This is a genomic window from Pseudomonas sp. IB20, from assembly GCF_009707325.1.
In the GTDB taxonomy this organism is placed as follows: Bacteria; Pseudomonadota; Gammaproteobacteria; order Pseudomonadales; family Pseudomonadaceae; genus Aquipseudomonas.
Genome location: NZ_CP046103.1, coordinates 1,510,931 through 1,536,431, shown reverse-complemented (window position 1 = coordinate 1,536,431; position 25,501 = coordinate 1,510,931). Strand labels below are relative to the sequence as shown.

Here is a 25,501-nt window from a genome sequence, read left to right as displayed (position 1 = left end):
CAGCTTAACGACTGCAACGTGAAAAAAAGGTCGAAGCCGTGAATGACTTGAGATTGCACGCGTTTGGCGGTGCGCTGAGTACCTATCCGCCCCACGGCGATATTCAGCGCGTTTCACCGCCAGGTACACCCCGAGAAACTCACCGCCAAACGCATCCCGCGCCCAGCTCGAACCTTCCAGAGCACGCAAAGTGGTGAGCCAGTCAGTCGGCAGCAATTCCTTGGCCTGGGCATACCCGTTGCCCTCCACCGGAGCACCAGGGTCACGCTGTTCGCGGATACCCCGGTGGATGCCAGCCAGAATCGCAGCGGCCGCCAGGTAAGGGTTAGCGTCGGCACCACAGATACGGTGCTCAATGTGCCGGGAATTGGCCGGCCCGCCGGGCACGCGCAAGCTGACCGTGCGGTTATCCACCCCCCAAGTGGCGGCCAGCGGCGCATAGCTGTTGGCCTGAAAGCGACGGTAGGAATTGGCGTTAGGACAGAACATCAGCAACGAATCGAGCAACGTGCTGAGCATACCGCCCACCGCCTGACGCAATAGCGGCGTGCCATCGGCAGCCTCGCTGGCGAACAGGTTATTGCCGTGGACGTCCGCCAGGCTCACATGCATGTGCATGCCCGTGCCCGCCAAGCCATCAAAGGGCTTGGCCATGAAACACGCAGTCATCCCGTGTTTATGCGCCACGCCCTTGACCAGCCGTTTATAGCGCACCGCTTCGTCCATGGCTTGCAGCGCATCAAAGCGATGTTCCAGGGTGATTTCAACCTGGCCCGGCGCGTATTCGGAAATCGCCGTGCGCGCCGGGATGCCTTGCAGTTTGCAGGCGCTATAAAGGTCGGCAAGGAACGGCTCGATCTGCTCCAGTTCGCGCAGGCCATACACCTGGGTCGAGCGCGGGCGATTACCGTCCACATCCCGGGCCGGTTGCGGTCGGCCGTTGCTGTCGGGCTTCTGGTCGAGCAGGTAAAACTCCAGCTCTGCCGCCATCACCGGGTAATAACCGTCGGCCTTTAAGCCGTCGATCACCTTGGCGAGCAAATGCCTGGGGTCGGCCACGGTGGCGGGCAGGCCTTCGGTGGGGTGCATGCTGACTTGCACCGCCGCCGTCGGGATCAGGCGCCACGGCATGCGCTGCAAACTGCCGCTGATCGGGTAGGCGCGGCAGTCGATATCGCCGACGTCCCACACCAGCCCGGAGTTTTCCACGTCATCGCCGTTAATCGTCAGGCCAAGGATGGTGCTGGGTAACGGCCGGCCACTTTCGTACACCGCCAACAACTCATCGCGGTGCAGCAACTTGCCGCGTGGCACGCCGTTGTTGTCGAGGATAAACAGCTCGAACATCTCAACGTCCGGGTTCTGCTCAAGGAAAGATTGGGCTTCGTGCAGGCTGGCAAAAACACTCATTGGAATTCTCATACGTTTGCGGCAGGCGGGCGCACAGGCACCGCCGGGCAGATGCGCACAGGTGCGCGTCATCCATGGGGCAGATCAACGTAGGAGAGCAGTATCGGGTGGGCGCGCGTGTCGGCAGTGGAACAAGGCCCAGAAGGCCAGCTCGGAGGGGAGTGCCTCGACAACCGTCGGACAGCTCGGCACTAATGCGCCAGGCAGTGTCGCGGGGTGAGTGTCGGGGGAACCGTCCATGCAGGATTCACAATGAGGTAGATGCCCGGCAGCCTCACACGCCTGGATAGGTGGTTAAATTCAGGGTTGATGGAGTTTGGTTGCAAACTGGCTAAACATTGCGCGGCCCTTGCTACCTGAGCGCGCTGCTGGAAATAATGACCGCCCCCGATCATGCCCTAAGGACTCGACCACATGAAAGCGCCCCTAGCCCTGTGTGTACTGGCGAGTATCGCAACCACCGCCCTGGCCGACACCGCGCCATCGCGCCTGGATGAAGTGCTGCAGCGCGGCACGCTCACCGTCTGCACCACCGGCGACTACAAGCCCTACACGTCACTGCGCGCCGATGGCCGTTATGAAGGCATCGACATTGCCATGGCTGAGTCACTGGCCAAAAGCTTGAATGCGAAAATCACCTGGGTGCCGACCACCTGGAAAACCCTGATGCCGGACTTCCTGGCCCAACGCTGCGACATCGCCGTGGGCGGTATTTCGGTGTCGCTGGAACGCCAGAAAAAAGCCTTCTTCAGCCAGGCCCTGGGCGTGGATGGCAAGATTCCGCTGGTGCGCTGCGCTGATGTACAGCGCTACCAGACCGTCGAGCAGATCAACCAGCCGCAGGTGCGGGTGATCGAACCGGCGGGCGGCACCAACGAAGTCTTTGCCCGCGCTCATCTGGGCCAGGCGCAGATTCGCCTGCACGACAACGTGACGATTTTCGACGAATTGTTGGCGGGCAAAGCCGACGTGATGATCACCGACGCCAGCGAAGCGCGCTTCCAGCAAAAGCTTAAGCCTGGGCTGTGTGCCGTCAACCCAGAACAGCAGATGCAGTACAGCGAAAAAGCCTTCCTGCTGCCCCGCGATGATGTGGCGTGGAAAAGCTACGTCGACCAGTGGTTGCACTTGAGCGTCGCCACCGGCGTGTACGGCGGCATCGTCAATCAGTGGCTCGCGGCGCCCTGAGCCAGAACCGTCTACGCTGTTGCCAAACCTACAATATTGAGGGATGGGTAATGAAAGGACTGCTCCGACTCACCTGGCTGCTGCTGTTGTGTTTCAGTCAGGTGCACGCGGCCACTCAGGATAAGGACGCACAGGCCGCCAAGGCCCTACTGGAAAAGGCTTTGGCCTATTACCAGAGCAACGGCGACAAAGCGTTCGCCGCCTTCAGTCGCCAAGGTGACTTCATCGACCACGACCGCTATGTGTTTGTGGTTGATACCAAGGGCGTGCTGCTGGCCAGCGGCGGGCCCTCCTCCGCCTGATCGGCCGCGACGTATCCGAGCAGCTCGGGCCGGACTTGCAAGCCTCGTTCAAGCAAGCGCTGGCCGTACCCGAGGGCCAAGGCATCCAGCAGGCCGACTACCGCTGGCAGAGCTGGAATGACGGCAAGGTTGAGCACAAGCATGTGTTTTATCAGCGCGTGGGCGAACGGATTTTGGCAGTCGGTTATTACCTGCCTCGAGCCACACCGGAACAGGCGCGTGGGCTGCGCAACAAGGCGGTGAACGCGCTGATGAAGGATGAAGCCGGCACGCTCAAGGCGATCAACGCGTTGCAGGGCGGGTTTCTGCAAGATGATTTGTATGTGTTTGTGGTGGACCTGAATACCGGGCGCTATGTGGCGCATGGCACCAACCTGCGCCTGGTTAACACCGACTTCGCCAAGATCAAGGACCCGGATGGCAAGCCGGTGGGCGAGCCGGTGGGCGAGCCGATCCTCAAGATAATGGCCGAGCAGGATCAGGGTGAGTACAAGTACCGCTGGAAAAACCCGGTGACAGGTAAGGTTGAGAACAAGCACGCGTACTTGCGCAAGGCGGGGCATTTTATGGTGGCGGTCGGGTACTACAGCCCCTGAGCAGAATTGAAATGCAATCCACTGTGGGAGCGCGCCGCCAGTTCGCTCATCATTGTGTCAATTACTTAGCGTTGTCTTCACGCCCACGCAGCACGCGGTTAGGCATCGCAAGCGCCGCCGCCAACCCCAGCAACGACACCGCCGCACTCACCATCAACAAATGCCGAAACGTCACCGCCAACTCCCCGCGCAATGCATCCTGCGCAGGCCCTGGCGCGGCGTTCAAGCCGTCCAGCAAGACATTCCCGGAATTGCCTTCGGCCACCAGCGCACCGCTGGCCAAGTGCGCAAAGCTGGAATCCTGCAACAACGCCAGCAACAAGGTCGACATGCACGCCACGCCCACCGCCCCGCCTAACGAGCGAAACAGGTTGGTGGTGCTGGTCGCAACGCCGATATCCCGCTGCTCGACCGAATTCTGCGTCCCCACCAGGGACGTAGGAAACTGCATCCCCGCCGCAATCCCGCACAGCAACATGAACACCGCCGTCAGCCACACCGCCTGCGGCGCACTGTAGGCCATGCCCAGAATCGCAAACGGGCTCAACAACGCGCCCGTCAAGATCATCGGCTTATAACGCCCGGTCACCGAGGTCATGCGCCCGGCAAAATAGGCGCCCATCGGCAAGCCCATCGCCAGCGGCAGCAAGTGCAGCGCGGCACTGTCGGCGCCTGAGCCGGTCACCGTCTGATACCGCAGCGGCATCAGTACGGTCAGGGAGATCGCCTGGAAGCTGGTGAAGAAAATCGTGCACCAGCACAGCACCGCGCTGCGGTTGGCGAACAGGTGCATCGGCAGCAAGGGTTCGCGCGCACGGCGTTCATGCCAGACAAACACCGTGAGCGCCACCAGCGCACAGACCAGCAGCCCCAACACTTGCGGGTCACGCCAATGATGGCCCTGGCCGATTTCAGTAATGCCCAGCAACAAGGCGGTCAGGCCGACGATCATCAGCACGGTGCCGAGATAATCGATGATCGGCTTGCGCTGCGGCACCGGCAGCCCCACCAGCGTGCGATGGGCCACGTACCAGGCGCCGGCGCCCAGCGGCAGGTTGATCAAAAACACCCAGCGCCAGGACAGGTACTCGGTCATGTAACCGCCGAGCACCGGCCCGGCCACGCTGGCCACCGCGTACATGCTGCTGAAGTAGCCCTGATACCGCCCGCGTTCACGCGGTGGAATGATGTCGCCGATGATCGCCTGGCTCACCGAGATCATCCCACCGGCACCGATGCCCTGGAGAATCCGCGCCAGCACCAGTTGCTCCATGCTTTGGGCCATGGCGCAAAACAGCGAGGCCAGGGTGAACACGCCCATGCCGATCAGCATCATCGGGCGGCGCCCATACAGGTCGCCGAGCTTGCCGTAGATCGGCACCGCCACCGTCATCGCCACCATGTAGCCAGAGATCACCCAGGCCAGCAGGTTGACGTCGTGGAACTGCGCGGAGATGGCCGGCATGGACACGGCGACAATGGTCTGGTCCAGGGCGCCAAGGAAGATCGCCATCATCAAGGCGGCCAGCACACTGCGCACGGCGGGGACGGGTTGGGTGGGCTGATTGAGGCGGGTCACGGCAGAACCTTCGAGCAAGGCCCGCAGGAAAGGAAGGGCCTGCGGGAATGCTCGATACGATAGCAGGCTACTCGATAGCTTCGTAAGGAAGCCCGACGTAATTTTCTGCAATGGTTTTGCGACCCGCCTGCGAGTGGATGAAATATGCCAGCTCGCTGTCGGCAATGCGCTGGCTGAAGCCGTCCGCCTCGGGAAACTGGTGCAGCATCGAGGTCATCCACCAGGAGAACCGCTCGGCCTTCCACACCCGACGCAGGCAGATTGCCGAGTACTTTTCCAACAAGTCCACGCGCCCCTCGCGATACACCTTGAGCAGGATGCGAAACAGCGTGCTCACATCGCTGGCGGCCAGGTTCAAGCCCTTGGCGCCGGTGGGCGGCACGATATGCGCGGCATCCCCAAGCAGGAACAGGCGCCCGTATTGCATCGGCTCCACCACAAAGCTGCGCAGCGGCGCGATGCTTTTCTCGATGGAAGGCCCGGTGACCAGTTGTTCGGCCAGTTGGCTCGGCAGGCGGGTTTTCAGCTCATCCCAAAACCGTTCATCCGACCATTCATCCAGCGGCTCTTCAGCCGGCACTTGCAGGTAATAACGGCTACGGGTCGGCGAACGCATGCTGCACAGGGCAAAGCCGCGTGGGTGCTTGGCGTAGACCAGCTCCGCGTGCACCGGCGGCGTGTCGGCAAGAATGCCCAGCCAGCCGAAGGGGTAGACGCGCTCGAACACTTGCAGCGACTCAGCCGGAATCGCCTGACGCGCAACGCCGTGGAAACCATCGCAACCGGCGATGTAGTCGCACTCCAGGCGAAAGGCCTCACCCTGATGTTCGAAGGTCAGCCAGGGTCGATCACTTTTGAGGGCATGGGGCTGCACGTTGGATGCTTCGTACAGGGTGACGGCGCCGGCGGCTGCACGCGCTTGCATCAAGTCGCGGGTGACTTCGGTCTGGCCGTAGATCATCACCGACTGGCCGCCGGTCAAGCCCTTGAGGTCGATGTGGCTGAGCTGGCCATTGAGCGCCAGCTCAAAACCGTCATGCACCAGGCCTTCGGCATCCATACGCCGGCTGACGCCGGCCTCGCGCAGCAGGTCGACCATGCCTTGTTCCAGCACCCCGGCACGGATGCGGCCTTGCACGTAATCGGCGCTCTGACGCTCTAGAATCAGGGTCTGGATACCCGCATTGTGCAGCAGTTGGCCAAGCAGCAATCCTGAGGGACCGGCGCCAATAATGGCGACTTGGGTTTTCAGCGTTTTCATTATTTTTATAACCCGTAAGCTTCACCCGAACGGATCAGGTGAAAGAGTTGTCATTCATCATGTTGCTGATCATTTTTCACTTGAGTGGCCGCCATAAGAAGGTGAAAACTGAGACAAAGCCTGCGCTTTTTGCCAATCGGGGCGATTACCGCACCACTATCCTGAGTATCGGATTGAAACCATGACCAAAACTGCCAGTACCGCGATTCCGGTCTTCAAGCTTTACGGGGAAAGCCAGCAATGGCCGACCCCTGATTTGTTGCACTGTGAAACCATTTCCCGGCGCAGCCGGGAGTACCAGTGGGAAATCCAGCCCCACCGGCACGCGGACCTCTGCCAGTTGTTGTACGTGCACAAAGGCCAGGCGCAATTGGAGATCGAAGGCCTGCGCACTACGCTCAGCGAAGCGACCTTGCAGGTGCTGCCGCCTTTGTGTGTGCATGGGTTTCGGTTTGCCGAGGATGTCGAAGGTTACGTCGTGACGCTGTCGGCGCCGCTGGTCAGCTATATGCAGACGCAACTGGGCGCGACGGTGGACGGTTTGCAGACCCTGGGCAGTTACGCGGCAGGCAAGGACAGCGACTACCTCAACAGCCTGTTTGCCCGCCTGCAAGACGAATACGCCGATGAGCAACCGGCGCGTGACATGATGATGCACGCCTTGGTCAGCGTGTTGCTGGTATGGATCAGCCGCCAGGCCATCCAGCGCCGCCACCCGCGAGCACCACGTGGGCGCGAGTATTTCCGGCGTTTTACCCAACTGGTTGAACAGCATTACCGCGAACACCCGAAAATTGAAGACCTGGCCCACAAACTGGGCATCTCGGTCTCACACCTGAACGGCACATGTCGGGAATTGGGCGGGCAGCCTGCGCTGCAGATCATGCATGACCGCCAGTTGCTGGAGGCCAAGCGCCTGCTGACCTACACCAGCATGACCATCAATGAGATGTCGGAGGTGTTGGGGTTTTCCGACCCCACCAACTTCTCTCGGCTGTTTCGCCGACGGGTCGGGTTTTCGCCCAAGGCGTCGCGGAGACAGGCTGAGCAGCCTACCTGAGCGCGCTGAAACTGCCGGTACGCGGAACACACAGGTCCTGATGGCAGCTGATCGCAAAGGTCGGCTGCATGCGGGTCTGTTCAACCCGGTAGGCGGCCGTGCCGTACAGCGCGGTCGCCACAGCGCACAGGATGAAGATCATTAGGTACTTTCTGATTTTTAGAGTCATGGCACACCTCTGAATGAAACGACTCGGTGCTGTTTAAAGCATAGGTCACTCAGGGCGAGTTGCCATTATGGGGCGCCATTCAACATCTTTATGTCGGGTTCAGAGGCCGATATCCCAAACCGGCTCCTCCGGGAACCGCTGCACCAGGAAATCCAGCAGGCTGCGCAGCGCCGACGGCATGTGTTTGCGCGAGGCAAACACCGCGTAAACATTCATCTGTTGCGGCTCGGCCTCGGGCAGCAAACGGATCAATTCGCCGCTGCGGATGTAGTCACCCGCCTGATAGCTGGGGAGCCGCGCCACCCCAGCGCCCGCCAGCGTCACCCGTAACAGGGTGGTCGCCTCGTTAGCGCTGATATTGCCCTGCACCGCCACCGACACCGGCTCTGCATTTTCGGTGAAGTGCCACAGACTTTTGCCGAAGTAGGAGTGCGTCAGGCAGTTGTGCTCCGCCAGGTCGTGCACGTGCTGCGGGTGCGGATGCTCCCGCAAGTAGGCAGGTGAGGCGCAAATCACCGAGCGGCAGAGCGTCAGCTTGCGAGCGATCAGATTGGGGTCCAGTTCAAAACTGGTGCGGATGGCCAGGTCGATACGCTCATCCACCAGGTTCACCGTACGGTCGAGCATCTGCATGTCGATACTGACCAACGGGTAGCGTTTGACGAACTCGACCACGGCATCCGCCAACTGCGCCTGGCCGAACGAGCTGCTGACACTTAGCCGCAGTTGGCCACGCGGCGATTCGTCCGGCTCACTGACGGCCGACTGCATGTCGTTGCACAACTCGAGCATTTGCCGACAACGGGGCAGCATTTCGCCACCCGCCGCGGTAAGGCTGAGCTTGCGCGTCGTGCGATGCATCAGGCGAGCGCCCACCCAATCCTCAAGCTCGGCCAGATAACGTGAAACCACTGGCCGCGACAGGTCCAACTGATCAGCGGCGGCTGACTGGCTCCCCAGGTCGACTACCGTGACAAACACCCGCATTGCTTGAAGACGATCCATGATTTGCACGCTTTTAGAAACAAACTATGTTTCAGCATCGCATTTTTTGTGGCGTTTAGTGCAACTAAGCTCTGTGCATCCTTTAACGATCACTGGAGCTGCCCCGATGCTATCCACCCTCAAACGCCTGACCCTCGCGACCGCCGCCCTGGCCTTCGCCGCCCAAGCTTCGGCGGCAGCGCTGAAACTCGACGTGTACAACCCTGGTGAAGCTGCGATCTTCCCGGTCAGCTCGGTACTGGTGAGCGGCGAAAAAGACGCGATCCTGGTCGACGCACAATTCGGCAAAGGCCAGGCCGAGCAGTTGGTGCAAAAAATTCGCGCCAGCGGCAAGCACCTGACCACCATCTACATCAGCCATGGCGACCCGGACTACTACTTCGGCCTCGACACCCTGACCGCCGCGTTCCCCGACGCCAAGGTGCTGGCACCGCAACCGGTGGTCGACCATATCAAGGCCACCGTCGCCGGCAAGCTGGAATTCTGGGGCCCGAAAATGGGCGCCGACAAACCGGCAAAAACCATCGTGCCGCACGTGCTTGAAGGCCACAGCCTGACCCTCGAAGGTCAACCACTGGAAATCATCGGCCTGGACGGCCCGCAGCCGGATCGCAGCTTTGTGTGGATCCCCTCGATCAAGGCCGTGGTCGGCGGTGTGGTAGTCGCCGAAAACATCCACGTGTGGATGGCCGACACCCAAAGCGCACAGTCCCACAAGGATTGGCTGGCAACACTGCAACGTATCCAACAGCTGAAACCGACTACCGTGATTCCAGGCCATTTCCTGGGCAGCCCGTCACTGAAGTCCGTGGCCTTTACCGCTGACTACATCAAGGCGTTCGACGTCGAAACCGCCAAAGCCAAGGACTCCGCCGCCCTGATTGCAGCGATGAAAAAACGCTACCCCAACCTCGCCGACGAAAGCTCGCTGGACCTGAGCGCCAAAGTCGCCAAGGGCGAAATGAAGTGGTGAATGGTTTTTTAACCCTGACTGACTGGAGAGCGTTATGAGCAAGATTGCAATTATTGGTGCCACCGGTCGTGCCGGTAGCCAACTGCTGGAAGAAGCGCTGCGTCGTGGGCATACCGTCACGGCCATCGCACGTAATACCGACACGCTGGCGGCGCGCCCAGGCGTTACCGTCAAGCAAGTCGATGCGCTGGATGCCGAAGCGTTGCAACAGGCCGTCAGCGGCAACGATGTGGTGATCAGTGCGGCGCATTTCGCCACGCTGCCGGCCAGTGCCGTGATCGGCCCGGTGAAGAAAGCCTCGGTGAAACGCCTGCTGGTGGTGGGCGGTGCAGGTTCGTTGTTGCTGCCCGATGGCAGCCGCGTGATCGACAGCCCGGGGTTCCCGGCGGAGTACAAGGCCGAAGCCAGTGCCGGTGCTGCGTTCCTGGACACGCTGCGCCAGGAAAAGGAACTGGATTAGACTTTCCTGTCGCCGTCGGCGGAGTTCGTTGAGACCGAGCGCACCGGCCAATTCCGTGTGGGCCAGGATGAGTTGCTGGTGAGTGCCGAAGGCCGTAGTTGGATCAGTTTTGCTGACTTTGCCATCGCACTGATCGACGAAGTGGAAACGCCGAAGCACTCACGTCAGCGTTTCACCGTGGGTTACTAAGCCTTACACGGTCAAAACTGTGGCAGCTGGCTTGTGTGGGAGCTGGCTTGCCTGCGATAGCTTCACCGCGGTGTGACTGACACACCGAGGTGCCTGCATCGCGGGCAAGCCCGGCTCCCACATTTGAATCTTCGGTATTACGACTGTTGGGCTTGGCTCACTAGCCAATCCATCAGTGCTTCAAGCCCAACCTGAGGCTCCGCCCCAGGCGGATACACCAAGTAATACCCCATCCCCGTCGGCACCCTTAATTCAAACGGCGTCGCCAACCGCCCCGCTTTCACATCCTCGCCTATCAACGCACTGTCGCCAATCGCCACCCCGGAACCCTGGGACGCCACCGTCATGGCCAGATCCAACGTCTCGAAATGGTGCCCCTGGGCCAGGTTGCTCAACCGCGTATTCGCCGCTTTGAGCCACAACGCCCAATCGCGCTCATCCCGCGCGGGGTGCAGCAGCACCTGTTGTTGCAGATCAGCCGGTGTGTGCAAGCCGCCGAGTAAACCCGGCGCGCAGACGGGCGTGAGTTGTTCATCAAACAAATGCCGGGCCTGGGCCGATTGCTCGGCGATGGGTGAATAGATCACCGCTGCATCAAACTGCTCGCGGCGAAAGTCCACGGTGTAGGCCACGGTGGTGGTGAGTTCCACCGGCACATCCGGGCGTTCCTTTTGCCACTGCATCAGGCGCGGCAGCAACCAGCGCATCACGCAGGTAGAAGCCTTGAGTTGCAAGGTGGCGCGGCGGCTGCCGATCTGCTCCACCGCGTCACCGATCAGGCCAAACACTTGCTGCGCGCGCAGCGACCACTCACGGCCTTCTTCGGTCAGAGCCAAACCGCGCGCCTGGCGCTGGAACAAGGCGTAGCCCAAATGGCTCTCCAGCCCGGCGATCTGTCGGCTCACCGCACCTTGGGTGATGTGCAACTGCTCGGCGGCGCGGGTGAAGTTGCAGCACTGGGCCGTGACCCAGAAGGTGTGCAGCGCGGGCAGCGGTGGCAGGCGTTTCATAGGGGCTGAGCCATGACGTGAGGACATGGCTAGTATGACTTTTTATCGATTGTTGCCGCTACCGGCCAGCCGCTCCAATAGCGCCTCGAATCCATAACAAGAGCGACATGTATGGCGACCTGCGGCGAAGTATTGGTCAACCTCCTGGAAAGCTACGGCGTGGACCAGGTGTTCGGCATCCCCGGCGTGCACACCGTGGAGTTGTACCGCGGCCTGGCGCGCTCGAGCATCCGTCACGTCACCCCGCGCCACGAACAGGGCGCCGGCTTCATGGCCGACGGGTATGCGCGCACCAGCGGTAAGCCTGGGGTGTGTTTCATCATCACCGGCCCGGGCATGACCAACATCACCACCGCCATGGGCCAGGCCTATGCCGACTCGATCCCAATGCTGGTGATTTCCAGCGTGCAATCGCGCAGCCAACTGGGCGGCGGTCGCGGCAAGTTGCATGAGCTGCCGAACCAGGGCGCGATGATCGCAGGCGTGGCGGCGTTCTCGCATACCTTGATGTCGGCGGCAGAGTTGCCTGGCGTGTTGGCGCGCGCCTTTGCGCTGTTCCAGGCCGGGCGACCGCGCCCGGTGCACATCGAAATTCCGCTGGATGTGCTGGTGGAAAATGCCGACGCACTGCTCGGCAGCGAGCCGGTCAGCGTGGCGCGTGCCGGTGCCGCGCCGTCGGCGGTGAAGCAGATGAGCCAATTGCTCGCAGCGGCAACACGCCCGCTGATTCTGGCCGGTGGCGGCGCCATCGATGCCGCCCAGGAACTGACCCGCCTGGCCGAAACCCTCGGCGCACCGGTGGCCCTGACCATCAACGCAAAGGGCATGCTGCCCTCGGCGCACCCGCTGCTGATCGGTTCGACCCAGACCTTGGTCGCCACCCGCGCGCTGGTCGCTGAGGCCGATGTGGTGCTGGCCATCGGCACCGAATTGGCGGAAACCGACTACGACGTGACCTTCGCCGGCGGTTTCAAGATACCCGGTGCGCTGCTGCGCATCGACATCGACCCCGACCAAACCGTGCGCAACTACCCGCCGAAAGTCGCATTGGTGGCCGATGCGCACATGGCCGCCGAAGCCCTGCTGGCCGAACTGAACACCCAGGCCTTGCCCGCGCGCGACCCAAACTGGGGCGCTCAACGCGTCGCCCGCTTGTGGGCCGAACTGACGCCGACCTGGGACGCCGCCACCTGCGCGCAAACCCTGTTCCTCCACACCGTCCTGGAGGAACTGCCCGGCGCCGTGCTGGTTGGCGATTCCACCCAGCCGGTGTACAGCGGCAACCTGACCCTGAACCTCAACCACCCGCGCCGTTGGTTCAACTCATCCACCGGCTACGGCACCCTGGGTTACGCCCTGCCCGCCGCCATCGGCGCCTGGCTGGGACGCGGCGACGGGCAACCGGTGGTGTGCCTGATCGGCGACGGCGGCCTGCAATTCACCTTGCCGGAACTGGCCAGCGCGGTGGAAGCGCGCGTGCCGGTCATCGTGCTGCTGTGGAATAACCAGGGCTACGAAGAGATCAAGAAATACATGCTCAACCGCGCCATCGAACCGGTTGGCGTGGACATCTACACCCCGGACTTTATCGGCGTGGCCCAAGCCTTGGGCTGCACGGCCGAAAGCATCCAGGGCATCGCGCACCTGCGCACGGCATTACGCGCCGCCGCTGATCGCCAGGGGCCGACGCTGATTGAAATCGACCAAGGCCGTTGGATGCAGGAGGTGGCGGTATGAGCGCAGTCGTGAACGGTGTGTTTATCGGCGGTGAATGGCGTGCGGGCCATGACGTGCTTGAGGTGATAAACCCGGCGACTGAAACCACCTTGGCCCACGTCAGCGTGGGTGATGCCAGCGCCGTGGCCCAAGCCGTGGATGTGGCCAGTGCGGCCTTCATCGGCTGGTCGAAAAGCACCGGCCGTGAGCGCGGCGCGCTGCTGCGCAAGATCGCCCAGGGCGTAAGCGAGCAGCGCGAACAGCTGATGCAATTGCAGTCGAGCAACAACGGCAAGCCGCTGTTTGAAGCCGGTATCGATGTGGACGACGTGATCGCCACTTTCGACTACTACGCGGGTATCTGCGAAAACATGGACGCCGGGCAAGACTGCGCGGTGGCGCTGCCCACCGACGATTTCAGCGCGCGCCTGCGCCGTGAACCGTGCGGCGTGGTCGGGCTGATTGTGCCGTGGAACTTCCCAATGGTGACCACCGCCTGGAAACTCGCCCCAGCCCTGGCGGCCGGCTGCTGTGTCGTGCTCAAACCGTCGGAAGTCACGCCGCTGGCGGAGCTGCAACTGGCGCGGATTATTGCTGCGGCGGGTTTGCCGGCCGGGGTGTTCAACGTGGTCTGCGGCACCGGCTTGGCAGTTGGCGCACCGCTGGCAGCGGACCGCCGCGTGGCGAAGATTTCCTTCACCGGCAGTAACGCCGTCGGCGTGCAAGTGATGCAGCGCGCGGCGGAAACCATCAAGGGTGTGAGCCTTGAATTGGGCGGTAGATCCTCGCTGCTGGTACTGGCGGATGCCGACCTCGACCTGGCAGTGGAACTGGCCTGTGGCGGTGGTTTTTTCAACGCTGGGCAGATGTGTTCGGCTACCAGCCGTGTGCTGGTGGCTGACAGCTTGGCGGATGAATTCCTGCGACGTTTGCAGGCACGGGCTGAAGGGATTCGTGTGGCAGACCCGTTTGCCGAGGACGTGGAAATGGGCGCGCTGACCAACCGTGCGCAGTACCAGCGGGTGCTCGGGCATATTCAGCGCGGCATAGCGCAGGGCGCGCGATTGGTGTGTGGCGGTGATCGGCCGGCGGGCTTGGCGAAAGGCTATTTCATTCGCCCGACGGTGTTTACCGATGTGCCGCTGGGCAGTGCGTTGTGGAACGAAGAAATCTTCGGCCCAGTGCTGTGTGTACGACGTTTTGCCACTGAGGACGAGGCGATTGCCTTGGCCAACGACAGCGATTTCGGCTTGGTGGCCAGTGTGGTGAGCGTCACTACCGAAACCGCCGAGCGCGTGGCCAATGCCTTGCAGGCCGGGCTGGTGTGGATCAACGCACCGCAGGTGATCTTCCCGCAAACGGCGTGGGGCGGCTACAAGCAGAGCAGCATCGGCCGCGAATTGGGGCCGTGGGGGTTGGCGGCGTTTCAGGAGATCAAGCATGTGATCCGGTCTAACTAACGACAAGCCAGCTCCCACACTTTTTGATCGGCGGTGTGTCAGTCAGCTGCAATTTGCCGGTCTAACTAACGACAAGCCAGCTCCCACACTTTTTGATCGGCGGTGTGTCAGTCAGCTGCAATTTTTAGATAGCGCCTGCGACTTTCTCATTTGCCCCTCTCTCCCATGCGTGGCCTGATTCGCCCCTGTCTATTCAAGGCTCGCCCATGGAAAACGTTCACGCAAAACCCACCACCGCCATCTGGCTGATGATCAGCGTTGTACTGGTCGCCCTTAACCTACGCCCGTCGATGGCTGCCATTGGCCCGCTATTGTCTTCGATTCGCGGCGAGGTACCGCTGAGCTTCAGCGGCGCCGCCTTGCTGACCATGCTGCCGGTCATGGCGATGGGGCTGGCGATGTTTTTTGGCATGGGCCTGGGCAAACGCTTTGGTGAGCACCGCAGCATTGTGCTGTCGTTGCTGGTGATTGGCCTGGCCACACTGTCGCGGCTGTTTCTGGATTCGGCGCTGGAGTTGATCGTCAGTGCCATTGCTGCCGGCGTCGGCATCGCCATGATCCAGGCGCTGATGCCAGCGCTGATCAAGACACGCTTTGGCGATAACGTGTCGCTGTTCATGGGCCTGTATGTCACCGCGATCATGGGTGGCGCGGCACTCGCGGCGTCGTTCGCGCCATTTGTGCAGGTGCAGACCGGCAGCTGGCGCATCGGCCTGGCGATCTGGGCGGCGCTGGCGTTATTGGCGCTGGTGTTCTGGTACGCCCAGCGCGCGGCGATGCCGCCGCTGCCACAAGCCGGTTCCGGCGCGCAGGAATCATTTTTTGGTAACCGTCGCGCGTGGTTGCTGGCGATCTTTTTCGGCCTCGGCACCGCGTCCTACACCTGTGTGCTGGCGTGGCTGGCGCCGTATTACGTGGAGCAAGGCTTAAGCGAACAGAACGCAGGGTTGTTGTTGGGGTTCTTGACCGCCATGGAAGTGGTGTCCGGCCTGGTCACCCCGGCCATCGCCAACCGCCGAAAAGATAAACGCGGGGTCGTCGCGGGGCTGCTGGTGCTGATCATCCTGGGTTTCTGCGGCCTCATTCTTATGCCCCAACACTTGAGCCTGTTATGGCCTTGCCTGTTGGGCCTGGGCATCGGCGGCCTATTTCCGATGAGCCTGATCCTGTCCCTCGACCACCTGGACAACCCGCGCCGCGCCGGTGGCCTGACCGCGTTTGTGCAGGGCGTCGGCTACCTGATTGCCGGGCTGTCGCCATTGATTGCCGGGATGATACGCGACCAATTGGGCAGCTTCGAATGGGCCTGGTGGTCGCTGACGGCGGTGGTGGTGGTTATGTTGCTGATCGTCACGCAGTTCAATCCTAAGCATTACGCACGACATATCCGCTGACGTCGTGTTGCCAACATTTTTTGTCCCACACCAAACATAGAAACGCCCTATGGCGCTTTCTATTGGCACGACCGTTCCGTTAAGCTTTTGCCCTTGTCGTGCGGCGCTGCCTCAGTGCCAAGGCTTATCGGACGGAACGGATGCTAAACAGTAATTTGCTCAGAAAGCTCGATATGCAGGACTTGATGGTGTTTATCGCCGTCTACGACCAGAGCAGCGTTACCGAGGTGTCTGAAACGCTGTTCGTCAGCCAGTCCACCGTGAGCTACAGCTTGAAGAAACTGCGCACCAGTTTCGAGGATGAGTTGTTTATCAATACGCGGGCGGGCATGCGGCCAACGTACAAGGCCACCACCATGTACGGGCATGTGCAGAAGATCCTCGAAAGCATCAACCTGTGCCACGCCGGTGGCCAAGCCTTTGACCCCACTTCGACGGCCGTGACCTTCAATGTGTGCGCCCCGGAATACTTCGAACAGTTGATCCTGCCGCGCCTGTTGAAGCACTTCGACCGCGCCGACCTGCCGGTGATCGTCAATGTGCAGAAGCTGGAAACCGACATCCCCGCCGACGACCTGCGCGAAGGCCGCCTCGACCTGGTGATTTGCTTCGGCCCGCACTTTCACCGCGCCCATAAAGACTTCAAGACCCAGATGCTGCTGGAAGATGATTTGGTCTGCGTGTTCGATAAACGCTCGGCCCCGCGCGAACCGGCGTTCAGCCTGCAATCGTTTGTCGAGCGCCGCCACGTGTTCCCAACGCCCTGGACATCCGACACCAACATGATCGACGGCTGGCTGGCGCGCCAGGCCCGCAAGCGCCAAGTGATCGCCCGCGCGAACAGTTACAGCGCGGCCTTGAAGATGATCACCGGCACCGACTTTGTTGTCACCCTGCCCCGCCGCGTGCAAAAGCTGCTGGCGCCGGCCACGGTGTTCGGCCATTGCGAGGCGCCCAACGGTTTACCGGGGTTTACCCTGGACATGCAGTGGAACGAAACCAGTGGCCAGGACAGCGCCAATACCTGGTTTCGTGAGCAGGTGGTGAAGGTGTGTGCGGAGCAAGGGTTGTTGTAACCCTCAGCCGATGGCGACCTTGCTGTAGGAATCGCGATCCATGTCCACCAGCAGCACGCTGAGTTGAACCTGTATATCCGCCGGCCACTCGCACTGGTCCTGCAATGCCGCCAACAGGCTTTCCGACAGCTGCGTCTTGACCTGTGGTGAACGCCCGCTGAGCAGCGACAGCTTCACCGCAATAAAGCCGCGCGGGCTGAGGGAGGTGCCGACCTGGAAGGTCTCGACCTTCACGGCGCGGCTTTTGATATCAAACTCGGAACCGAACTGCCCGGACGCCATCAGCACATTGTTGAGCCGCAAGAGGGTTTTCTCGACGGCCAGGCCGGTGAGATTGGCGGTGTATTCCAGGTGCAGGTGCGGCATGAAAAGCTCCGAATAGTTATAGGAAAAGAGTCACACGTATAGCATGCAGTTGAACTGAATCAGAGCGCTTTCACTGTGAAACTTCGGTCAGGCTGCGCAGCGCACGGTTTTCCCAGAACGCCACGATCACCAACACCGCCGTGGTCAGCGCACCCAGCAGCAACGCCGAAAACAGTTGCTGCAACCCCAGCGGCAACAGCACCAGCAACATCAGCAGCCCGCCCAGGTGCGAGAACGGTGGCAATGGCCGGTCACTCATCACCCACTTGAACAATGCACTGCCCAACAGAAACAACCACGGCCCAGCGATGATCGCCACCACACCGGCCTGGCTGGCATGCCCCGGGTGCACCAGCACCAGTTCGTCGGCCACCGCGCTGACAATGATCCCGGCGACGATCAACACGTGCAGGTAGGTGTAGGCAATCCGCGCCTGGCGGCCCGGGTCGGCGGAACTGGCAATCCGGTGGTGGGCGCGCTCGGCGCCACTGTCGAAATAGATCCACCACAAGGCGATGCTGCCCACCACCGCCACCAGGAATGCGCCCAGGCCTTCCAGGCTCCAGGGCAATTCGGCGAAGGTGGCGCCGGTCACCAGCAAGGATTCGCCGAGGGCGATGATCACAAACAGGCCGCAGCGTTCGGCCATGTGGTTGCCTTCCACGTTCCAGTCCGTCAGCGTCGAACGCCCCAGGCCCGGCACCCAGAAATACACCGACGGGGAAATCAGCTCGATCAACAGTGCCAGCGCCCAGAACGCCAGGCGCTGCTCACCGTCGAGCAGGCTGCCGGTGATCCAGAACACGCCGGAAAAGACCATCCACGCCAGGATCCGCTGGAAATTGCGGGTCATGTTCAGCGACTCACCGCGCACTGCCCACAACGCAAACAGCGTGCGTCCTACTTGCATGAACACGTAGGCGCCGGCAAACAGCACGCCTCGGTCGGTAAAGGCCTTGGGGATCGACGAGGACAGCAGCAGGCCGGCCACCATCAAGCCGAAAAGACCGATGCGGATCGGGATTTTTTCCGGGTCGAGCCAGTTGGTGATCCATGAGGTGAAGATCCACACCCACCACACCGCAACCATCATCAGCGCCACCTGCACCGCGCCGCCGAGGGTCAGGTGGGCCAGTAGCGAATGGGACAATTGGGTCACGGCAAACACGAACACCAGGTCGAAAAACAGCTCGACCATGCCAACCTTGCCACTGTCATGACTGCCGCGACCACGCAGCAAGGAACGCGATGGGCTCATCGGTGGTTCTCCCTGAAGGGTTTATCTCAAGATTTTGGCGCCAGCACCGGCAGCCTGTCGCGCTCGCTCATGAATGCCTCCAGCCGCGAGCGCATCCAGCGTTCCGCCGGGTCGGTATCGACATGGCTGAGCCAGACCATGGAGAGGTCCAGGGTTGGGGTTTCGAACGGAAACGGCTCGCAGAACAGGTTCCCGCCGGCGGCCATGGCCTGGGCCGTGTAGTCCGGCAGGCTGGCGATCATGTCGGTGCCGGCAAGCAAGGCCGGCAGCGCGCTGTATTGCGGCACCGACAGCACCACATGGCGCTTGCGGCCGATCTCGGCCAGCCATTCATCGGCAAACCCGGACACGTTGGCGGTGTGGGACACCAGCACATGGGGCCGTGCGCAATATTCGTCGAGGGTCAGCGGTTTGTCCGAGGCGTCGGCGCGCAACAGGCAGGGGCGGATATGCCGTAACAGTTTACGTTTGGCATTCGCGGGCAGGCCGCGGGCCTGGGTGATGCCGACGGTGATATCGCCGGACGCCAGCAGGTCGGGGATGCGCCAGTAGTCCACATGCTGCACCACGAACACCACCAGCGGCGCTTCCTGGCGCAACGCGCGCAGCAAGGGCGGCAGCAGGCCAAACTCGACGTCATCGGACAAACCGATGCGAAAAGTCATGGTGCTGATGGACGGGTCGAAATCGTGGGTCAGGCTCAGGGCCGACGACAATGAGTCAAGGGCGGGCGACAGGTGTTTGATGATCTCCTCGGCCCGCGCCGTCGGCTCCATACGATGGCCGACGCGAATGAACAGCGGGTCATTGAACAGCGTGCGCAGGCGATTGAGCGCCGAACTGATGGTCGGCTGGCCGAGAAACAGCTTCTCCGCCACCCGGGTCACATTGCGTTCGAGCATCAACGTCTCAAAAACGACCATGAGGTTGATATCGGCCTTGCGTAATTCATTGCGATTCATCGGCGCTCGCCCCACTGCCCTAAACAAGTGGCAGTGTAGAAACACCCGGGGCCCTGCGTCTATGTGCACACTGTTCAACGCGGGCCTTTGAGACTATAAATCAGCTTTGCTGGGCTACAGGAACACTATCGTGCTGGTCATTCTCGCCTTGGCCATCGTGGTGGCCGGGGTCTGTCTCTGGGTTATCCAGTTCATCGCCAACCCCACTGTCAGGACTCTGATGCGGGTATTTATCGGCTTGTGCCTGGCGGCGGCAGTGGCCTATCTGGTTTTGGCGTGGGGCTTTCCTATTTCAGTGCTGCTTTCATAACCCGTTTTAATCCGCTTACTTTTTCAGCAAGGACCGCTTAATCATGAAATTCGCCTACACCATCATCTATGTGCCGGACGTAGCTGCCTCACTGGCATTCTTCGAAAAGGCCTTCGGTTTCAATCGCCGTTTCCTGCATGAATCGGGCACTTATGGTGAGCTGGAAACCGGCGACACCACCCTTTCATTTGCTGCGCATGAACTGGGCGAGTTGAATTTCGACGGCGGCCACGTAGAAGCGCACGCATCCAGGCAGCCACTGGGTATGGAGGTGGGGTTCGTCACTGAGGATGTGTTCGTCGCCCACGCCAAGGCGCTTGTACTGGGCGCGAAAGAGCTGGCGGCACCGAGCACCAAGCCTTGGGGGCAAGTGGTGTCTTATGTGCGCTGCCCGGATGGCACGCTGGTGGAGTTGTGTACGCCGATCGTGGGCTGAACATAGATTCAATGTGGGATGTGCGGGTTATTAGACCGTGTTCCACTTGATTGTCAGGGCTTGAGCGGACGCTCCTGGTCGCGCTCGGAAAGCTCCGTGCCGTCGTCGGGATGCTTCCAGGTCTGCGGTTTTTCCTCTTCACGCTGCCGGGGTTGCTCGCGCTCCCGCTCATCTTGGCGCTTGTGTTCGTTAGCCATTGCCACCTCCCATCCGTAAGAATTGGTCACACCCTCAGCATAGAACAGCCTCGGCATTTTTGACGGAGTGGGCGATTGATAGCCTGAGCGCATCAATACATCCAAATTACTCACTTATCATTTCTAAATGTGTCAGCCACTATCCGCGGTCTTAAGCGAAACAAGCACTTCAAAAAGAACGCTGGAGACACAAAACCATGACTAGCCCTTCCCGGCCCGACTCTGCCCGCTCGAAAATTGGTGCGGTGTTCCGCGTTACCTCGGGCAACTTCCTCGAACAGTTCGACTTCTTTCTGTTCGGTTTCTACGCCACCTACATCGCCGCTGCGTTCTTCCCCGCCGCTAATGAGTTTGCGTCATTAATGATGACCTTCGCCGTGTTTGGCGCAGGCTTCCTGATGCGACCACTGGGCGCGATCATTTTGGGTGCCTATATCGATGACGTGGGTCGCCGCAAAGGGTTGATCGTGACCCTGTCGATCATGGCCAGCGGCACGCTGCTGATTGTGCTGGTGCCGGGTTATCAAACCATTGGCCTGTGGGCGCCGCTGCTGGTGCTGCTGGGCCGCTTGCTGCAAGGCTTTTCTGCCGGTGCGGAACTGGGCGGTGTGTCGGTTTACCTGTCCGAAATGGCCACTCCAGGCCGCAAAGGCTTCTACACCAGCTGGCAGTCGGGCAGCCAACAGATCTCCATCGTGGTTGCCGCCGCCTTGGGCTACGGCCTGAACGTGTGGATGGAACCGGCCGTGGTTGCCGATTGGGGCTGGCGTATTCCGTTTGCCATCGGTTGCGTGATCATCCCGTTCATCTTTGTGCTGCGGCGTAACCTGCAGGAAACCGAAGAGTTCGCCAACCGCAAGCATCGCCCGACCATGCGCGAAGTGCTGGCGACCCTGGTGAAGAACTGGACCATGGTGATCGGCGGCATGTTGATGGTGGCCATGACCACCACCGCGTTCTACCTGATCACTGTGTACGCGCCGACTTTCGGCAAGACCGTATTGCAACTGAGCACCTCCGACGCCCTGCTGGTGACGTTGCTGGTGGCCGTGTCGAACTTTGTCTGGCTGCCGATTGGCGGCACCCTCAGCGACCGTTTTGGCCGCAAGCCGGTGCTGGTGGCGATGACCGCCCTGACCGTGATCACCGCCTACCCGGCGCTGTCGTTCGTAGTGAATGCGCCGAGCTTCAGCCATATGCTCGAAACCCTGTTGTGGTTCTCGTTCCTGTACGGCATGTACAACGGCGCGATGATCCCGGCGCTGACCGAGATCATGCCGGTAGAAGTGCGCGTGGCCGGTTTCTCTCTGGCCTATAGCCTGGCGACGGCGATCTTCGGCGGGTTCACTCCGGCGATCTCCACCTGGTTCATTCACATCACCGAAGACAAGGCTTCGCCGGCCTACTGGATGATGTTTGCCGCGCTGTGTGCGCTGTGCTCGACCCTCGCGTTGTATCGCCGCGCCAATACCCGTGGGCAGGTGATGCAGGGGGCTGCGTAATGAAGGTATTGTTCAAAACCCTGACGGCGCTGGCCCTCGGCGCCCTGGCGCTGACGGCTCAGGCCGAAGAGCTCAAGGTGATGACCTCGGGTGGTTTCACTGCTGCCTATAAACTGCTGGGCCCGCAATACGCCCAGCACAGCGGCGACACCCTAGACACCATCCTCGGCCCGTCGATGGGCAAGGCGCCGGAAGCGATTCCCAACCGCCTGGCCCGTGGCGAACACGCCGACGTGGTGATTATGGTTGGCTACGCCCTGGACGACTTGATCAAACAGGGCAAGGTCGACCCAGCGTCCCGCGTGGAACTGGCGGATTCGCGCATCGGCCTGGTGGTCAAGCAAGGCGCCGCTAAACCTTCGATCGGCACCGATGCCGAGTTGAAGGCGGTGTTGACCCAGGCCAAGTCCGTGGCGTATTCGGACAGCGCCAGCGGCGTGTATGTCGAGAAGGAGCTGTTCAAGAAGCTCGGCATGCCGGCCAAGGGTACGATGATCGAACGCATCCCGGTGGCCGAACAGGTTGCCAAGGGGGATTACGAGGTGGGCTTGCAACAGGTGGCGGAATTGTTGCCGGTGCCCGGTGTGACTTACGTCGGCAAGATCCCGGAAGACGTGCAATCGGTGACGCGCTTTGCGGCGGGCATTCCGGTTAACGCCGAACACCCGGACCAAGCCAAGGCATTGCTGCAATACTTGGCTTCGCCCGAGGCGCAACCGGTGGTGCAATCCACCGGTTTGGACTCGGTGTCACGCTGACCGAAACGGCATTTCCCGTACCAACCGCTCCAACTCCAGCGCCGCCGGCGGCAATGTACGCCCGCGGCGCTTGATCAAGCCCACATTGCGCATCACCTGCGGTTCTACCAGCGGCACACTCACCAGAATCGGGTGCGCGCCCGCCGGCATCGCAATCGACGGCACCATCGCCACACCCAGCCCAGCCTCCACCAGCCCGATCATCGTGGTCACATGGTGGGTCTCGCAGATGCTGGGCTTTTTCACCCGTACGCCACGCAAGGCCTGGTCCAGCAGAAAGCGGTTGCCCGAGGTTTTGTCCACGGTGATGTAGTCGTGTTCATAGGCCTCGGCCCAGCTCACGCTGTCACGCGCAGCCAACGGATGATCACGACGACAGGCCAGCACATAGCGCTCCTGCAACAGCAGCTCGAACTCCACCTCATCTGCCAGGCTGCCGCTGAAACTCACGCCGAAATCCGCCTCGCCACTTTCCACCGCGTTGCACACCTCACCCGCGCTGGCGTCCAGCACCCGCAGGCGAATCTTCGGGTACAGCTTGTGGAATTCGGAGATCACGTGGGGCATGAAGTAGTAAGCAGTGGACGGCACGCAGGCGATGGTGACGTTGCCCATGCGCGTGGACGCGACGTTACTGATGCCCATCAAGGCGATGTCGAGGTCGTCGAGTATGCGCTCGACCTGCGGCAGGAACGCTCGCCCGACCATGGTCAGGCTGACGCGCCGCGTGGTGCGTTCGAACAGCTTTACGTCGAGTGCGGACTCGAGCTTTTCGATACGCCGGCTCAGCGCCGGCTGCGAGATACGGATGGCCTCGGCGGCGCCGCGAAAACTGCCCTTGTCTACCACGGCGCGGAAGGCTTGGAGGTCGTTGAGGTCGAAGTTGATGATCACGGAATGGGCCAGTGTGGTCGATTTGGCGGGCATTATCGTATGGGCGGTGATGAGGCGCCATGCGTGCCTGCGTCGGTGCGACGCTAATAACCCTGCTACAAATATGAAGTCATACATATCAGTGAGTTATTTATGTGGTTGAGCCACACAGCCGCTAAAAAGCGTCAATACTTGCGGCCTGACCTACTCAATTGGAGCGAGAAATACTCATGGAATCCTGCCAGAACCCACAGCCTTTTTGGGCGGATGACGAGGCCCCGGCGCTCGGCATTGATCAGTTGCTTCTTGCAACGCGCCAATGGTCAAGCAGGATTGAATCCTACTCTTCATCGGCGGACTTAGGCATGCGCTCAACCCAGCAAATGAGCATTACCTTGCCCATCGAGATGGCCGCTCTGGTCAAAGCCAAAGTCGCCTCTGGTGAATACGCCAGTGAAAGTGAAGTCCTCCGTGACGGCCTGCGTGCCCTGCTGGCGCGTGATCGTGCGATGGACCACTGGCTGCGCGACGAGGTTATTCCGGCGGCCGCCGCCCTCCAGGCTGACCCTAGCCGAGCACTGTCCGACGGGCAGGTTCGCGAGCACATGGCGGCCAAACACCAACGAAAAGGTACTGAGAAACCGTGAGTCATTCGGTTGCCTTTTCGCCCGAAGCATTGGCGCAATTGGACGCCCTTGAACACTGCATCAGCGATACCGGATCCCCACGTGTAGCGGCACGCTTTATCGACAACATCATCAGTTACTGCGAAAGCCTTTGCGTGTTCCCACTGCGCGGCATTCGCCGTGACGACCTGCTACCCACGTTGCGCATCACTCAATATCGGCATACCACCACGATCGCGTTTATGGTGGCCGCCGATACTAAAACGGTGTCGATTTTGGGGCTGTATTACAGTGAGCGAAACTACGCAGCACTTTTACAGAATGACGGACAGCCCATCCCACCGGGAGACGGTTGAACACATCGCCAACACTGGCCGACAGAGTGATCAATGACCAAGAAGACAATAATGAATGGCGCTGGCTCTCTGCAGCGAGCGTTGTGGTTCGGGTTGTATCTGTTCGGGTTGATGGGTATCGCGACCCTCGGCTTCTTCGCCTGGCAAAGCTTTTACCCCGTCAGCGCGGCAAACGGCTGGAGCGTTCACACCGTTTACAGCGATGTACCGAAAGCCGCCTCGCTGATGCCTTTACCCGACGGTTCGCTGATGATCAGCCAGGAACTCAACGATGCAAAAGGCAGCATCGTGCGAATTTATCCGGATGGGCAACGCGAAGTCGTGGTGGGCAACCTGTCCAAACCTGATGGCATGCTTGCGACCCACGGCGGCTGGGTGTTCAGCCAGGAAACCGGCGATGCGCCGGTGAGCTTTCTCAAGGATGGTGTGGTCACTGAACTGTTTCGCGGCGAAAACGTGCAAGGCCTGTGGGTCGAAGGCGACGACCTCTACGCCATCGAAGACCGCAAGGACAATGGGCGGCTATTGCGCTATCGCTGGAGCGACCAGTCGCTGACCGTGCTGCGCGATCAACTGAACGAAGGCGAGTCCATCACCCGTTGTACCGATGGCCGAATGCTCTACACCGAAAAGAAAAAAGGCGTGGTGCGTGAGCTGACCGATGACGGCAGCGATCCGGTGGTGCTGGCGGACTTGAACAAACCGACGTTCTTGATGTGTGATGAACGCGGTTTGTGGGTCAATGAAGACTCGACGCATCGGGCACGGTTGCTGCTGATTGATAAACAGGGGCGGCAACAGACGATCTTGTCGTTCTTGAAGGCGCCGCAGTCGATTGTGCGAACAGGAGACGGTACTTATTTACTGGCAGAAGGCGGCCGTGACCGAGTCCTTAAACTGGTGGGCAAGTCGCTGGCAGTTGCCAGCGACGACGTGAAGCACTGACGCAGCCCCGCAAAAGACCGACTATTGGCAGGTTCCGCCTTTGTGATGGGACCCAGTGCCCCCA

At 61.0% G+C, this 25,501-nt stretch carries 24 protein-coding genes and 3 pseudogenes; 16 read left to right on the top strand and 11 right to left on the bottom strand.

The genetic code is table 11. The annotated features are described in order from the left end of the window. Positions 1–93 precede the first annotated feature (93 nt). A pseudogene (locus GJU48_RS07080) lies at positions 94–1,410 on the bottom strand (glutamine synthetase family protein); the annotation flags it as partial. Between the two features lie 414 nt (positions 1,411–1,824). Here GJU48_RS07080 and GJU48_RS07075 point away from each other — a divergent pair. Further along, positions 1,825–2,598 carry a transporter substrate-binding domain-containing protein gene (locus GJU48_RS07075; protein ID WP_094949890.1) on the top strand — a complete coding sequence of 258 codons (774 nt, stop codon included), beginning with the start codon at positions 1,825–1,827 and terminating at the stop codon, positions 2,596–2,598. A gap of 50 nt (positions 2,599–2,648) precedes the next feature. Continuing rightward, positions 2,649–3,496, top strand: a pseudogene (locus GJU48_RS07070) (cache domain-containing protein). Between the two features lie 61 nt (positions 3,497–3,557). Here the strand turns inward: GJU48_RS07070 and GJU48_RS07065 are convergent. Beyond that, positions 3,558–5,075 carry an MDR family MFS transporter gene (locus GJU48_RS07065; RefSeq protein WP_094953243.1) on the bottom strand — a complete coding sequence of 506 codons (1,518 nt, stop codon included), beginning with the start codon at positions 5,073–5,075 and terminating at the stop codon, positions 3,558–3,560. 67 nt (positions 5,076–5,142) lie between these two features. Next, complete coding sequence (pobA, locus tag GJU48_RS07060; protein WP_176463002.1) at positions 5,143–6,327, bottom strand: 4-hydroxybenzoate 3-monooxygenase; 1,185 nt, start codon at positions 6,325–6,327, stop codon at positions 5,143–5,145. Positions 6,328–6,517: 190 nt separating this feature from the next. On the opposite strand from pobA, the gene GJU48_RS07055 reads away from it, so the two are divergent. Then, positions 6,518–7,396: a helix-turn-helix domain-containing protein gene (locus tag GJU48_RS07055; protein WP_155295950.1), complete on the top strand. Its 879-nt coding sequence runs from the start codon at positions 6,518–6,520 to the stop codon at positions 7,394–7,396. On the opposite strand, the gene GJU48_RS24845 is transcribed toward GJU48_RS07055, so the two are convergent. Then, entirely contained in the window at positions 7,389–7,538 is a 150-nt protein-coding gene (locus GJU48_RS24845) for a hypothetical protein (RefSeq protein ID WP_176463001.1), read from the bottom strand. The genes GJU48_RS07055 and GJU48_RS24845 overlap by 8 nt on opposite strands. A 126-nt stretch (positions 7,539–7,664) precedes the next feature. Next, positions 7,665–8,570 carry a LysR family transcriptional regulator gene (locus GJU48_RS07050; RefSeq protein ID WP_094953223.1) on the bottom strand — a complete coding sequence of 302 codons (906 nt, stop codon included), beginning with the start codon at positions 8,568–8,570 and terminating at the stop codon, positions 7,665–7,667. Positions 8,571–8,676: 106 nt separating this feature from the next. On the opposite strand from GJU48_RS07050, the gene GJU48_RS07045 reads away from it, so the two are divergent. Both GJU48_RS07045 and GJU48_RS07040 read left to right on the top strand, forming a co-directional pair. Beyond that, positions 8,677–9,543, top strand: coding sequence for an MBL fold metallo-hydrolase (locus GJU48_RS07045; RefSeq protein WP_094953225.1), 867 nt, complete (start codon positions 8,677–8,679; stop codon positions 9,541–9,543). A 34-nt stretch (positions 9,544–9,577) separates the two neighbouring features. Further along, positions 9,578–10,192 (top strand): annotated as a pseudogene (locus tag GJU48_RS07040) (NAD(P)-dependent oxidoreductase). Between the two features lie 137 nt (positions 10,193–10,329). Here the strand turns inward: GJU48_RS07040 and GJU48_RS07035 are convergent. Beyond that, entirely contained in the window at positions 10,330–11,202 is an 873-nt protein-coding gene (locus GJU48_RS07035) for a LysR substrate-binding domain-containing protein (protein WP_094953227.1), read from the bottom strand. 111 nt (positions 11,203–11,313) lie between these two features. On the opposite strand from GJU48_RS07035, the gene GJU48_RS07030 reads away from it, so the two are divergent. The 4 genes from GJU48_RS07030 to GJU48_RS07015 all read left to right on the top strand — a co-directional run bounded on the left by GJU48_RS07030 (position 11,314) and on the right by GJU48_RS07015 (position 16,848). After that, entirely contained in the window at positions 11,314–12,939 is a 1,626-nt protein-coding gene (locus tag GJU48_RS07030) for a 5-guanidino-2-oxopentanoate decarboxylase (RefSeq protein WP_094953229.1), read from the top strand. Then, a complete protein-coding gene (locus GJU48_RS07025; protein WP_094953231.1) occupies positions 12,936–14,378 on the top strand; it encodes an aldehyde dehydrogenase family protein in 1,443 nt (480 codons plus the stop codon). The genes GJU48_RS07030 and GJU48_RS07025 overlap by 4 nt, the downstream gene beginning before the upstream one ends. Before the next feature lie 206 nt (positions 14,379–14,584). Further along, on the top strand, positions 14,585–15,772 hold the full coding sequence (locus GJU48_RS07020) for a cyanate transporter (protein WP_094953233.1): 1,188 nt from the start codon (positions 14,585–14,587) through the stop codon (positions 15,770–15,772). Between the two features lie 140 nt (positions 15,773–15,912). After that, on the top strand, positions 15,913–16,848 hold the full coding sequence (locus tag GJU48_RS07015) for a LysR family transcriptional regulator (protein WP_094953234.1): 936 nt from the start codon (positions 15,913–15,915) through the stop codon (positions 16,846–16,848). 3 nt (positions 16,849–16,851) lie between these two features. Here the strand turns inward: GJU48_RS07015 and GJU48_RS07010 are convergent, their stop codons facing one another. From GJU48_RS07010 to GJU48_RS07000, 3 genes are all read right to left on the bottom strand, one after another. Next, a complete protein-coding gene (locus GJU48_RS07010) occupies positions 16,852–17,214 on the bottom strand; it encodes a 5-carboxymethyl-2-hydroxymuconate Delta-isomerase (RefSeq protein ID WP_094953235.1) in 363 nt (120 codons plus the stop codon). Positions 17,215–17,284: 70 nt separating this feature from the next. Then, positions 17,285–18,472, bottom strand: a complete 1,188-nt coding sequence (locus GJU48_RS07005) for a low temperature requirement protein A (RefSeq protein ID WP_094953237.1) — start codon at positions 18,470–18,472, stop codon at positions 17,285–17,287. Between the two features lie 26 nt (positions 18,473–18,498). After that, positions 18,499–19,434: a LysR substrate-binding domain-containing protein gene (locus GJU48_RS07000; protein ID WP_094953238.1), complete on the bottom strand. Its 936-nt coding sequence runs from the start codon at positions 19,432–19,434 to the stop codon at positions 18,499–18,501. Positions 19,435–19,564: 130 nt separating this feature from the next. Here GJU48_RS07000 and GJU48_RS06995 point away from each other — a divergent pair, with 130 nt between their 5' ends. After that, positions 19,565–19,744, top strand: coding sequence for a hypothetical protein (locus GJU48_RS06995; RefSeq protein ID WP_094953239.1), 180 nt, complete (start codon positions 19,565–19,567; stop codon positions 19,742–19,744). Positions 19,745–19,787: 43 nt separating this feature from the next. Next, complete coding sequence (locus tag GJU48_RS06990; protein ID WP_094953241.1) at positions 19,788–20,180, top strand: VOC family protein; 393 nt, start codon at positions 19,788–19,790, stop codon at positions 20,178–20,180. Between the two features lie 53 nt (positions 20,181–20,233). Here GJU48_RS06990 and GJU48_RS24840 read toward each other — a convergent pair whose 3' ends face one another. Further along, positions 20,234–20,377 carry a hypothetical protein gene (locus GJU48_RS24840; RefSeq protein WP_176462985.1) on the bottom strand — a complete coding sequence of 48 codons (144 nt, stop codon included), beginning with the start codon at positions 20,375–20,377 and terminating at the stop codon, positions 20,234–20,236. A gap of 197 nt (positions 20,378–20,574) precedes the next feature. Between GJU48_RS24840 and tcuC the strand changes: the two genes are divergently transcribed. Both tcuC and GJU48_RS06980 read left to right on the top strand, forming a co-directional pair. Beyond that, a complete protein-coding gene (gene tcuC / locus GJU48_RS06985; protein WP_094952682.1) occupies positions 20,575–21,879 on the top strand; it encodes an MFS transporter in 1,305 nt (434 codons plus the stop codon). Further along, positions 21,879–22,637: a substrate-binding domain-containing protein gene (locus GJU48_RS06980; protein ID WP_094952681.1), complete on the top strand. Its 759-nt coding sequence runs from the start codon at positions 21,879–21,881 to the stop codon at positions 22,635–22,637. The genes tcuC and GJU48_RS06980 overlap by 1 nt, the downstream gene beginning before the upstream one ends. Here the strand turns inward: GJU48_RS06980 and GJU48_RS06975 are convergent. Next, on the bottom strand, positions 22,629–23,531 hold the full coding sequence (locus GJU48_RS06975; protein WP_094952685.1) for a LysR family transcriptional regulator: 903 nt from the start codon (positions 23,529–23,531) through the stop codon (positions 22,629–22,631). The genes GJU48_RS06980 and GJU48_RS06975 overlap by 9 nt on opposite strands. 344 nt (positions 23,532–23,875) lie before the next feature. Here GJU48_RS06975 and GJU48_RS06970 point away from each other — a divergent pair, with 344 nt between their 5' ends. Genes GJU48_RS06970 through GJU48_RS06960 form a run of 3 tightly spaced genes read left to right on the top strand, consistent with a single transcriptional unit; the run spans position 23,876 to position 25,437 of the window. After that, entirely contained in the window at positions 23,876–24,157 is a 282-nt protein-coding gene (locus GJU48_RS06970) for a ribbon-helix-helix domain-containing protein (RefSeq protein ID WP_218193678.1), read from the top strand. Continuing rightward, positions 24,154–24,492 (top strand): type II toxin-antitoxin system RelE/ParE family toxin, encoded by a 339-nt coding sequence (locus GJU48_RS06965; RefSeq protein WP_094952679.1) that lies wholly within the window; start codon positions 24,154–24,156, stop codon positions 24,490–24,492. The genes GJU48_RS06970 and GJU48_RS06965 overlap by 4 nt, the downstream gene beginning before the upstream one ends. A gap of 51 nt (positions 24,493–24,543) precedes the next feature. Then, on the top strand, positions 24,544–25,437 hold the full coding sequence (locus GJU48_RS06960) for an SMP-30/gluconolactonase/LRE family protein (RefSeq protein ID WP_256589295.1): 894 nt from the start codon (positions 24,544–24,546) through the stop codon (positions 25,435–25,437). Positions 25,438–25,501: the final 64 nt, after the last annotated feature.